Raw genomic sequence first — 12864 nt, 5'->3', positions numbered from 1 at the left:
AAAAAGTTAACAATTTTATTGTATATATAATTATTTTTTTATTAAATTTATGTTCTTCCCAGAAAATTATCCCCATAATTAAAACTCACATTTAAAGATGAAACGCTTCATTTTTATCGGTTATGTGGTTTTTTTGGGCGGAATATCTTCATTTGCCCAAGAGGCCATTGTGAAAGGGCGGGCACTAGAAACTAATTCTTATGAGCCCATTCCTGATGTTGAAATAAGCATTCAGGCCAGCATCTTCAGTACTGAAACGAGTGCTAAAGGTGAGTTTTATTTTATTCAGAAAAATCTTCCGCAGGGACAGCAAATACTTATAGTTTCAAAGACAGGCTATATAACTTTAAAGCTTCCGATAATTATAAGGAACGATGCTCCAATTAATCTGGATCCTATTTTGATGGAAATAGATCTCCGACAGATGGAGAAACAAATTGGCATCATCAGCCTTTCAGATAATGAGTTGAATGATGATGATGACGGAACATCCTATAATGTTTCGGGACTGTTGCAAGCATCCGATGATGTTTTTTTGAGAGCAGCGGCCTATGATTTCAGTACTACTTTTTTCAATCCGCGCGGTTTTGACAATGCTTATGGAAAAGTGCTGATCAATGGTCTAGAAATGAATAAACAATACGACGGACGTCCACAATGGGCAGATTGGGGCGGCTTGAACGATGTGCAGCGCAATCAAATATTCTCTATGGGTTTGCAGGCCAATGATTATACTTTTGGAGATGTTGCGGGAACTACAAATATTATAATGCGCGCTTCACAGTATCGAAAGGGAGGTAGGGTTTCATATGCAACTTCAAACAGAAGTTATCGTGGACGTGTAATAGGTTCCTATAATAGTGGTCAAGGTAAAAAAGGGTGGGCTTATTCTGTTTTACTTTCGCGTCGCTTTGGTAGCGGCGGTTTTCAGGAAGGAACCATTTATGATGCTAACTCTTTTTTTGCTTCGGTGGAGAAAAGTTTCGGCGAAAACAGCAGTCTTAATTTTACCACATTTTATACACCTAACCACCGTGGAAAATCTGCTCCCGTTACAGCTGAGGTTGAAAATTTGAAAGGAATTGATTACAATCCAAATTGGGGTTATCAAAATGGAGATATTCGGAATTCAAAATTGAAAACCGTGGAAGAACCGGTGATTATGCTTAACCATTTTTGGAATATAAGCGATAAAACTTCTTTGAATACAAACCTTGGGTATCAATTTGGTAAAATTGGAAATACCAGAATTGATTATGGAGGAACCCGTTTAATTGAAGTTAACGGACAGCAGGCATATATTGGCGGCGCTCGTAATCCGTACCCTAATTATTACCAACGTTTACCAAGTTATTTTCTTCGTTTTGAAAGTTCAACGGCTTACAATTATGAGTTGGCATATTTGGCGGAACAGGAACTTATAAATGATGGACAATTGGATTGGAGCTCGCTTTACGAAGCCAATAGGATTGAAAAAGACAGTGGCGGAAATTCAATTTATGCCATTCAAGAAGATAGACAGGACGACACGCAATTAATGGCAAATATGATTTTGAACAGTCAAATTAATGAGAATATTAGTCTGAATGCAAACCTAAACTATCGTAATTTAAAAAGTGAAAATTTTGCAGAACTGAATGATCTTTTAGGCGGAACGGGATATTTAGATATAGATTATTTTGCCGAAGGCATAAACAATACAATTATTGGCAATGTAGCCCAAAGCGATTTGCAAAATAGAAACCGAATTGTAACCGAAGACGATCGCTACAAATATAATTATGAGTTAAATGCCAACGTTATTTCAGGTTTTGCGCAAGGGCAGTTTAAATATAGTACCATGGATTTTTATTTGGCTGCGACTGCTTCGCAAACCAATTACCAACGTATTGGTCTTTTTGAAAATGGAAACTTTCCCGGAAATCTTTCGCTTGGGGAAAGTGAAAAATTAAGTTTTACAAATTTTGGAGGTAAAGCTGGACTTCTTTATAAAATTACCGGAAGGCATTTGGTTGATTTTAATGCTGGCTATTTCACCAAAGCGCCTATACTTCGTAATGCTTTCAGCAATTCAAGGCAGAGCAATGCAGCAGTGATTGGGTTGGATTCTGAAAAGATACAAAACGTGGATTTAAGTTATATTTTCCGTTCGCCAATTTTAAAAGCACGTCTTACTGGATATTACAACACAATTCAAAATCAAACGGATATTAATTTCTTTTTTACTGAATCGGCCCAAGGTTATAAGGACGGTTATGCCTTTGTACAAGAAGTAATTACAGGAATAGGCACCCGAAAAATGGGAGCTGAACTAGGGGTTGAAGCGCAATTAATCCCGACATTCAAATTGAAAGCTGCCGCTGCTTTCGGAGAAAATGTTTATACGAACAATCCGAATCAATATTTAACCAGCGATGATTTCGACATTCTTACATTCGGTGATAATACCACAAAGCTGAAAAACTATCATGTAGCCAGTGGTCCTGAGAGAGCATACCAATTTGGTGTTGAGTATCGCGATCCAGCCTATTGGTGGGTTGGGATTACGGGCAACTATTTTTCAAACGCATATATCGATGTAAGCACGTTGCGAAGATCTGATGCTTTTACATTTGATGGCGACGGCCAAACGTATAGTGATTACGATCCCGAAATGGCCAAAACTCTTTTGAAGCAAGAAGATTTTGGGGAATATATTCTCATAAATGTGGTTGGCGGAAAATCTTGGAGAATCAAAGGATATTACGTTGGGTTTTTTGTAGCCATGGGCAATGTGTTGGACCAAAACTACAAAACGGGAGGTTTTGAAGACTCGCGATTGGCAGATTATAAAAAAGTACAGGAAGACCAAAATAGAAATACACCAATTTTTGGCAACAAATATTTCTTTGGTTATGGAGCTACTTATTACGTAAATGTTTACGTAAGATTTTAACAAATAAATACTTGAGTGATGAAAACAGGAAGATTTTACAAATTATTTACGCTATTCTTCGCTTTAATAACAATACTTTCTTGTGTAAAAAGCGATGATTATAATGTGCCAAATACAGAAGTAATTGCACCAGATATAAACCCAAATGATGTAATTGAAATTTCATCATTAAGAAGTTTATTGTTACAGGAACAAACCAATACCGAAAACCCGGACGCAATATTAACTTTGGGACAAACCGATAAATATATCACTGGATACGTTATATCAAGTGATGAAGGCGGAAATTTTTTTGAAGAACTAATTATTCAGAACAGTGCATCAAACCCGAATACCGGTGTGAAAATATTACTTGATGTAAACCCTCTTTTCACCACCTTTGAATTTGGAAGAAAAGTGTACGTAAAACTTGACGGTTTGACTGTAGGTTTAAATAGTGGAGTTTTAACTCTTGGAATTCGAGATGGAACAGCGATAAATAAAATCGCAGAGTCTGCTATCTTCGATTTTCTAATCCGAGATGTGGAGGTGGCAAAAATAGAGGCACTTCCCATTACTATTCTAGATTTTTCTGATGATAAAACCAACCTTTTTGTGCGCTTAACGGATGTTCAATTTGATCGCCACGATGCCTTTGGCGACAATCGTAAAACTTTTGCCGCTGAACCTGGTGATCAATTTGATGGAGAACGTAAACTTGAAAGTTGCGTCACAGGTTATTCTGCAATCTTCAGCACAAGTACCTATGCCGATTTTAAAGCGGTACTTCTGCCTAATGGAAGCGGGTATATGGATGCAATTTTAACCTATAATTTTTACGGTGAAGAATTTAACCTTACTGTCAGCGACCCTTCTACAATTTATTTTGAAAATGAAGAGCGCTGTGATCCAGTCGAGATTGATTGCGGTTTAGCGGCTTCAACTGGAACACATGTGCTCTTCAGTGATTTTTTCGAAACACAATCACCGGGCAATCCAATTTCAGGAAATGGTTGGACAAATTATATAGAAGCTGGTTCTGAACAATGGGAATCTTTCACCTCAACAGGCAGTAGTCCTTCGCTCGGTATTTCTGCTAGAATGCAGGCTTTCAATTCTGGCGATTCCAGCAATATTGCTTGGTTGATTACTCCTCAAATAAATTTTGATGCCCAAGAAGGCGAAACTTTAAACTTCAAAACATCAAACAGTTTTGCAGACGGAAGTACGCTGGAATTATTTATATCAACAGATTGGGATGGAAATCCAGATAATATTATTTCCGCTACTTGGGATATACTTTCAGCGGCATACATAACACAGGACAGTGATGCTTTTGGAAGTTGGTTTCCTTCTGGAAATGTTGATTTGGGTTGTATAGAAGGAAGCGGTTACATCGGTTTAAAATATGTGGGCAGTGGTGATGAAGCCTTTGATGGAAACTATGAATTTGATGAAATTGTAATAAACTCTAATTGATTTAATTTAAATTAAAGACACTTTACGCATTAAACATTATTAATAGAAAATCAAAAACCCCTGCAAAACCTATAAAGTGGTGAGCAAGGGTTTTTCTTCTGGTTGGTTACCAGTTAATAATAATTAGTTCCTTATTTTTTCACGATAATAAATTCGGAACGTCTGTTTTTGTGATATTGTTCATCGGTGCAGTTATTACCACAGTCTATTGCAGGTTTAGATTCACCAAAACCTTCTCCGCTTATTCTATCCTTAGCAATTCCTTTTGAAATTACATACTGTACAGTGCTTCGAGCACGTCTTTCAGATAGATCTAAATTGTAGGCATCAGTACCGCGGTTATCCGTATGGCCTTCAACTCTAATAGCCATTTCTGAATTTTTCTTCATCAGTTCTACTAACTTATCCAGTTCAAATGCCGCCTGTGGTTTGATGTTGTGCTTATCAAAGTCAAATAGTATTGGGTTTAGTTTTACCATATCACCTTCCACAATTTCGTCTATTGGACGAAGCGCTATGCGGATGCTCTTTTCACCTTCCTTAGAAGAAGCAACTGTTTCTGCATTGCTTTCATAGCCCATTTTGAAAGCTTGCACAACGTGATCTTGGTTACAGGCTGCGGTTATTTTTCCTGTTCCATTGGTACTGGTAGTTTGGCTTTTCAATTTGTTTTCAAGATTGTCGAATAGATCCAATTGAGCACCTGCTATTGGCTCGTCGTTACTTGCATCAACTACAATAATGTTTAGAATGACATCGCAAATGTCAAGTTTTTTGATTTTATAAATATCATCACTTCCCTTTCCGTCTTTTCTGTTGGAAGAAACATAGCCTTCCTCTGTAGCGGAATCATAAGAGTATGCAAAATCGTCTTCACTACTATTTACGCCAAGACCAAGGTTTTTGGCTTCGCCGAATCCACTGCCGTTTGCTTCTGCAGCAAAAATATCTAAACCGCCCATTCCCAAATGTGCATCGCTACAGAAATAAAGTGTTCCGTTTGCATCTACAAAAGGAAAACCTTCTTTTCCTTCGGTGTTTATGTTGCTTCCTAAATTTTCAGGTGCTCCAAAAGAACCGTCTTTAGAAATTGAAACTTTGTAGATATCTGCCTTCCCTTTTCCGCCCAGACGATCGCTAGTAAAATACAGCGTATTTCCGTCTGGGCTCAAGGCAGGATGGCTAGTAGAGAAGTCGTGACTATTGAATGGAACAGCCTGAACATCCTTCCACTGACCATCAATGTTTTCTGCATAATAGATATTTAATTGATTAATGCCTTCTTCACTTTTTTTGTATTTTCCGTTGTAATAATCATTTCGATCAAAATACATGCGTTTTCCATCTGCGGTAATTGCCACGGTACTTTCGTGAAATTTTGTGTTTACGTCTCCTTTCAATGAAACTTCATTCTTTTCAACGCCACCAACTATTGAGGCCTTGTAAATGTCTAAAAACGGTTCCTCGTTCCAGCCGTATTTTTTGCCTGTAGTATTTCTGGCAGAAGTAAAATAGAAATCGTTCCCTACAACCATTCCGCCAAAATCTGAGTATTTTGAATTTAACGCATCAAGATTGGTGGCAGCGTATTTCTGTGAATTTGCGTCAATAATTGCTGGAAGATAGTCTGGATTTTTCATAAATTCCACCGAACGGGAATCGCTAGGTTTCATTTCAGCGAATTGTTTCATAAACGTATTGTAATCGCTAAACTTACCATTCGCCTTTAAAGATTGGGCGTAGTTATATACCGTTTCTGGATCGACGTCCTTCTTTTTTATAACTCTTTTATAATAGGTTTCAGCTTTTTTGGTATCGTTAATGAAAAAATAGCTATTGCCCAGGCGTTCAAAAACGTAGGTGCTGCCTTCACCTTTTTTCAGTAGTTTCTGGTATGCTTCGGCAGCGTCTGTATATTGAAGTCTATCATAATATTGATCGGCCTTTTTTGTTTTACTATTTTGGGCGGTAACCATTGTGGTGCTTACCGCGATAAGTAGAAGTATGGTGTATATTTTTTTCATCTTAAATGAAATTAGTTTGGTTATTAGAAGAATCTTGGTGAACGTAAAACACGTGGCTTAAAGAATAGGTCGAAAGTCAGCACCACTTCGTGTGAGGCTGGACCCACTGTTTTAATGTCAGATGTTACGTGGTCATAGGCATACCCAACGCGGATGTTGGGGGTAATTTGAAACCCAACCAAACCGCTAAAGGAATCGTCCAATCTATAGGATGCTCCAAGTTCAAACTTATCATAGAATAGTGCATTCAGGTTTCCGTCATAAGAAACGGGCGCATCAAAAGCAGATTTAACCATTACGGAAGGTTTCAATTTGAAGTTTTCCGAAACCTGGAAAACATATCCAGCTGTTGCGAAGTAATGATTGGTTTCAGAACCATACTTGATTCCGTTTTCATCCAAGTGAACTGATTTCAACATATTTGGAACTGATAATCCCAAATAAAACTTTTCACCATACAGAAAAGCACCAGCACCAATATTTGGATAGGTGTTATTTATGTCTTCTGAAAAGAATGGATCGTTGGGATCCTGTAATTCCAAAGTTGAAAGCCCCACATCGTGAAAAGTCGCACCAGCTTTAAGACCCAAAGCAAGTTTTACATTGCTCCCCACTTGAAGGGTATATGAGAAATCTACAAACACATTGGTTTCCTTTACTGGACCCAATTCGTCTTTTATTGCGGAAAGTCCGAGCCCAATTTTATCACTTATTGGCGAATGTGCCGCAAAAGTGAAGGTAACCGGACTGCCTTCCAAGCCGCCCCACTGGTTTCTGTAAAGTGCGGTAAGGGAAAGACTTTCCTTGGACCCTGCATAAGCTGGGTTTACCACGTTCATATTGTACATGTATTGGGTGTATTGAGGATCTTGCTGTGCCTGTGCTTCCTGAAAGAGCAACGCTGCCATCAATACAATTAGAATATATATATGTTTTTTCATCTTTATAAAATATTTGATAAAGTTAAAGATGGAATGCTCTTATAATTCATTTTCTGTATTTTGATAAGTGATAAAGCGCATTTCATTTTTATCTATTTGGTAGTTAAAAAGTATTTAATGGTTTAGTTAGCTTTCTGGTTAAGATAAATCCAACCTGTGGCCTGTGAGCCATAAACAGCATCATTACCTGCAAGGTCAATTACATAGATATAAGTTCCCGTTGGAAGGTCATTGCCATCATTTGTTTGGCCATACCATTCGTTTATGTAATTGTTCTTTTCAAAAACCAGAGTTCCCAATCTGTTGAAGATTTGAAGTTTAGTAATTCCTGTTCTGTCGTTCAAGAAGGTAAGGTCCAGCGAATCGTTGTAACCATCCCCATTAGGTGAAATTCCTTCAGAAATTACACAGTTTCCAACGGCATATAAACCAACATCTACCGAATCTGTACCGGAACATCCGCCAACTGAAATTGTTACAGAATAGGTTTGAGTACCCATTGTTCCTAGTTCTAACATAAAATTCAGCGTACTGTTAGTTTCTCCTGTTAATAATGTTCCATTAAGATACCACTGATAAGTTGCGTCTTCTTCAGGAGTAGTTGCAGTGAGTGTTTGTGGTTCGTTTGGACAGCTTAAAAAATCTGAACCAAGAGAAACTTCAAGATCGTCTCTAAACGAAACAATTACATTATCTGATGCCGAACAACTGCCAATAGTAACCGTTACAGTATAAGTCCCAATTTCAGTGATTATTAATGTGGAAGTGGTTTCATCTGCTATAATGGTTCCGTCAAAGCTCCATTGGTAAGTTGCGTCTGGGTTTTGACTAGAAAGTACAGCTTCCAAAACTACTTGAGAATCAAAACAAGTTTGGAAGTCATCATTTACGGTTACTTCTATATTTGTTAAGCTTACCACAATACTGTCTGTTGTTGTACACGAACCCACAGTTGCAGTAACTAAGTAGGTTCCAATCTGTATAATGTCTAGGGTTTGGTTGGTTTCACCTGCAAGGATGTTTCCATTTAAACTCCATTGATAGGTAGCCAATGTTGGGTCATAGTCAATCGCTTCAGCGGTGAGTGTTTCGGGTACTTCAAAGCAGGAAGAAAAATCATCTCCCAATGAAACCTGAATGTTTTGTTGTGAAATAGTCACTTCATCCATAGATGAACAATCGGCTACTGAAACCAGTACACTATAAGTACCATATTGGGTCGCATTTAAAGTTGGATTGGTTTCACCCGCTAGAACAATTCCATTTAAACTCCATTCATAAGTAGCATCTGCTGGGTTATAGTTGGAGGGAGTTGCATCTAAAACTACGGGATCAAAGAAACAAGTTTCTATAGGGTCCCCAAGTTCTATTAAAGGAAGTTCGTTAAAGTTTATAATTACGGAAGTTGTAATTGTACAAGTGCCAATAGTAACTTCTACGGTATAAGTTCCCGAAGTGGTAACAGTTATGGTTTGTGTTATTTCCCCCGTATTCCATAAGAAAGTAGCATCTGCAGGGTTTCCGCCAGTTATTTCGGCAGTGATGTCATAGCTTTGAGCTTCGCAAAGTTCTTGGTTACCGCCAAGATCTACTGTAAAAGATCCTATTCTAGTTATAGTAACATCATCAGTTTCAGTAACCACATCGCCATTACAATTAGTGTAAACTGCTTGGGCCGTGTAAATGGTTGATGGGGCTGTTGGACAAACATCTATTGTTGGATCAGTTCCGATAACTGTTCCTGTTGAATCCAGCCAAGAGAAAGCAACATTTGAAGTGCCATTGGGCGTAAAGCGCCATGCTTCGTTAAAAGCAGCCCAATCTCCAGTATTTCTTCCTGGAGCAGTATAGCCCAAGGTGCCGTTTTGGTTTTGGATTCCCAGTGCAGCATTTCCACTATTCCAAGTACAGCCGTTTGGTCTATCTTGAACATAAACTTCTACCACATTGGTAGTTTCATAAATAACTATTTGTGAGGTTAAGGAAAGGTCTGGGCAAGCTGATCCAAAGTAAGGAATATCAGGGAAGTTAACTACCATGGTTCGGCAAGGGGATTCTCCAAAAACAGTCCAATTTATAGTTCCAGAGCCACTAACCGATGGATCCACATCCATATAAGGTCCAAAGATAGTCGTAAAAAACAGGTTGGGATCAGGAATTGATTCATCATACAACCAACTGCAATAACCACCTGGAGGATTGTTTACTAAATCAAATGAAACGACTGCGTTTGACCCAATAACCATTTGAGAATAACTTTCACCAAAAAAGCAGAAATCAAAAGGCAATTGAATAGCATCGGACCAAATGTCGTCTGTATTTACAGATACAGGTGTTCCTCCTGTAAATGGGAAAGGAGGGGCATAAGTAATAGAAGAAACATCATAACTGGTGGTTTCTCCAGTGTCAAGAAAACTTGCTGTAAGGTCTGTACAAGGCTCGCCACAATCCAGCTCCACATCATCTCCCGCATAAACGTTGGGACATCCTGGCCCTTGTGCAAATGCCGAAATAGATATTGTAAGGAAACTAAAAAGTAAAAGAACGTTTCGATTAAAGTTATCTTTAAAATAATACTGACAACTTTGTAAATAGAGAGGTAGTTTTATATTCATAAAGTTTTTGTTGGTTGTTATTGAAATTTATTGTGTATTAACTTTTTTTTAACGGCGAAATATAAGGTTTTTTGAAGCTTTTCCAATTAGTTTTTGGTTGAAAAAATTTAAAAAAACCGTAAAAATGATCGATTACACTCTTTAAATAATATTATAAAGTAAAGATTATGAATGGATTGTATATAAAATATTTCTAATTTTCTTCAGTTCTTAAATATTATTGGTGTAATTATTTTTTCATGAATTAATTCAAAAAATCTTTTCTTAAAAGTAATACTGTATTATTACTACGACCATCTGCCAAATGGAAATACATCTAATAATAATATTTTGTTTTAGAAATTTTGAATTGACGAATCCTTCCAGCATCGTTTCATTTTACCACATTGACGACGCCCAGATATATGGCCGGTTGTGTGGTTGTATTATAGACAATCTTCGAAATGATACGGCCTATTTTTTCAGTGTTGAGGTGTAGCGCGTTTCATTCCTGTCCATTTCTGTATTTAATCATTTACTGTTTCAATTTTTTTTCAAAATTCTAGAATCCAATATTGAAAACGTTTTTCATTTCTAGGGAGGAATAGATTATAATTGTTAATTGCTTGTAAAGTACAAAAAACTCTAGCCAAGTGTTTTGTACATTTGTGTTATAAATTACTTTATGATAGAGCAAGCAGACATTTCTTACGAAAAAACTATACTCATCGGTTTGATAACACAATATCAAGACGAAGAAAAATCAAATGAATATCTAGACGAGCTTGAATTTTTGGCTTACACTGCTGGTGGTGAGGTGCTTAAACGATTTAGCCAAAAAATGGATGTTCCCAATCCAAAAACTTTTATTGGTAAAGGAAAGCTGGAAGATGTAAAAAACTTTGTGGAAGAACACGGGGTTGGCGTGGTAATATTTGATGATGAACTTTCACCGAGCCAACAAAAGAACATCCAGAAAGAATTAGATTGTAAGGTATTAGACCGTACCAATTTGATTCTAGATATTTTTGCCCAAAGAGCTCAAACTAGTTATGCCCGCACCCAAGTTGAACTTGCACAATATCAATATTTGTTACCACGACTTGCGGGAATGTGGACTCACTTGGAGCGCCAGCGTGGAGGTATCGGTATGCGTGGCCCGGGGGAAACGGAAATTGAAACTGACAGGCGTATTGTTCGCGACCGTATTGCTTTGCTAAAGGATAAGTTAAAAAAAATTGACAGACAAATGGACGTGCAGCGCGGCAATCGTGGTGCATTGGTTCGTGTGGCCTTAGTGGGTTATACAAACGTGGGAAAATCTACATTAATGAACGTAATTAGCAAAAGCGATGTTTTTGCTGAAAATAAATTGTTCGCAACACTTGATACTACGGTTCGGAAAGTTGTTATTGGCAATCTTCCATTTTTACTTACGGACACTGTTGGGTTTATTAGAAAATTGCCCACGCAACTTGTGGAATCATTCAAGAGTACGCTGGATGAGGTTCGGGAGGCAGATTTATTGCTTCATGTGGTAGATATAAGCCACCCTTCCTTTGAACACCATATAGATTCGGTTAACAAAATTCTAGAAGAAATAGGAAGCGCAGATAAACCTACAATTATGGTTTTCAATAAGATTGACGCCTACCATCCAGAAGAAATAGAGGAGGACGATTTAATGACTGAGAAAACCAAAGCGCATTACACTTTGGAAGAGTGGAAGCAAACTTGGATGGCAAAACTGAACGGAGATGCAATTTTTATTTCAGCATTGAATAAAGAAAATTTTAGTGAATTCAGAAAACTAGTTTACGAAAAAGTAAAAGAAATTCACACTACACGTTTTCCGTATAATACTTTTTTATATGATGAATATACTGAAGAAGAATAAAAACAAATAAGTGAAACATTAAAAAAGCTCCCAAGTTTTAAAACCTGGGAGCTTTTTTATTTTTTTCTAACGTTTAACGTCTAAAACCCGTAAGTTACACCCACTCCCAAAGCTTCGCGAATCTGAAAGCCTTGTACAGCATTATCATCATAAATAGCTTGAAAAGTAACATTTGAAGAAATGTATTTGTTCACTTTCATTACAAGATTGAAAGTATAGTCAACATCAATATTTTGTGGATCTTCAATGTAATTTGAATAAAGATTCAAAATATTTTCTGCAGAAATATTCGCCATAATATTAAACTTTGCATACGCAGAAACTGAAGCGCCAAATTCTAAACGGCTACTTTCATTGGCATTAACACCAAAGTATTTGTTTTCATTATAAGCATCTAATGCAGCAGGAACAGATTCATTTACAGCTGTAAAATCTTTATCTACAAGTATAAGTTTAGCAGTAGCTGGAGAAATATTTACATATAGATTATCACTTTTTTTCCAAAGCATACCAGGGCCAAATTGAAGATAGGCCGGCGATAAAATATGTGTGGTTTCTGTACGATAGCCTTCATCTTCTGGGTTAAGATCTGTGTTGAATGTGTAACCCTTGGCAAATTGGGTTTTAAAGTTTAAAAATAATGAATAGTACCAATTACTTTCTTTTATCTGCTGACCTAAAATTGAGTTGAACTCCAATCGGTCATTAGTCTTTCGGGAGTATTTATCATCCTTATTTTTGGTGATTCCGTATTCACCGGTCAATCTGTTGTTCCAAGAAATTTTGTCGTGCTTATAATTGAAATCATAAGTAAGCGAAAGGTTTCCTGAATAATTGGAAGTTCCACCACCGGTCCATTCAGCATTAAAGGCAGCTTGATTGAACAATAACGAAATATTTCCGGCTCGCGTCCATCCATTGGGAACAGTGTCTTTCGGAGTTTCTTCCTGAGAGAAGATTGTTAATGGAGCAGTAAAGAGAACTGCCAGAAGTAAAAGTTTTTTCATCTAAATAA

Annotated in this window: 7 protein-coding genes; 3 read left to right on the top strand and 4 right to left on the bottom strand. The window is 37.3% G+C overall.

Translation table 11 applies throughout. The features are described 5' to 3' along the window. Positions 1 to 97: 97 nt before the first annotated feature. Together AEQU1_RS01335 and AEQU1_RS01330 are read left to right on the top strand one after the other, a co-directional pair. A complete protein-coding gene (locus tag AEQU1_RS01335) occupies positions 98 to 2935 on the top strand; it encodes a TonB-dependent receptor domain-containing protein (RefSeq protein WP_111878176.1) in 2838 nt (945 codons plus the stop codon). Positions 2936 to 2953: 18 nt separating this feature from the next. After that, positions 2954 to 4393 (top strand): DUF5689 domain-containing protein, encoded by a 1440-nt coding sequence (locus tag AEQU1_RS01330; RefSeq protein WP_111878175.1) that lies wholly within the window; start codon positions 2954 to 2956, stop codon positions 4391 to 4393. Positions 4394 to 4524: 131 nt separating this feature from the next. Here the strand turns inward: AEQU1_RS01330 and AEQU1_RS01325 are convergent, their stop codons facing one another. The 3 genes from AEQU1_RS01325 to AEQU1_RS01315 all read right to left on the bottom strand — a co-directional run bounded on the left by AEQU1_RS01325 (position 4525) and on the right by AEQU1_RS01315 (position 9973). Beyond that, positions 4525 to 6417, bottom strand: coding sequence for an OmpA family protein (locus tag AEQU1_RS01325; RefSeq protein ID WP_111878173.1), 1893 nt, complete (start codon positions 6415 to 6417; stop codon positions 4525 to 4527). A gap of 23 nt (positions 6418 to 6440) precedes the next feature. Continuing rightward, complete coding sequence (locus AEQU1_RS01320; RefSeq protein ID WP_111878171.1) at positions 6441 to 7358, bottom strand: type IX secretion system membrane protein PorP/SprF; 918 nt, start codon at positions 7356 to 7358, stop codon at positions 6441 to 6443. A gap of 122 nt (positions 7359 to 7480) precedes the next feature. Continuing rightward, positions 7481 to 9973, bottom strand: a complete 2493-nt coding sequence (locus AEQU1_RS01315) for a gliding motility-associated C-terminal domain-containing protein (protein WP_111878170.1) — start codon at positions 9971 to 9973, stop codon at positions 7481 to 7483. A gap of 664 nt (positions 9974 to 10637) precedes the next feature. Here AEQU1_RS01315 and hflX point away from each other — a divergent pair. Then, positions 10638 to 11849: a GTPase HflX gene (gene hflX, locus AEQU1_RS01310; protein WP_111878168.1), complete on the top strand. Its 1212-nt coding sequence runs from the start codon at positions 10638 to 10640 to the stop codon at positions 11847 to 11849. Positions 11850 to 11929: 80 nt separating this feature from the next. On the opposite strand, the gene AEQU1_RS01305 is transcribed toward hflX, so the two are convergent. Continuing rightward, complete coding sequence (locus AEQU1_RS01305; protein WP_111878167.1) at positions 11930 to 12856, bottom strand: DUF3078 domain-containing protein; 927 nt, start codon at positions 12854 to 12856, stop codon at positions 11930 to 11932. Positions 12857 to 12864 lie beyond the last annotated feature (8 nt).

Origin of the sequence: Aequorivita sp. CIP111184 (assembly GCF_900489465.1) — a bacterium.
Lineage (GTDB): Bacteria > Bacteroidota > Bacteroidia > Flavobacteriales > Flavobacteriaceae > Aequorivita.
The sequence above is the reverse complement of the archived record's forward strand: the minus strand, read 5'-3'. Positions and strand labels throughout refer to the sequence as shown.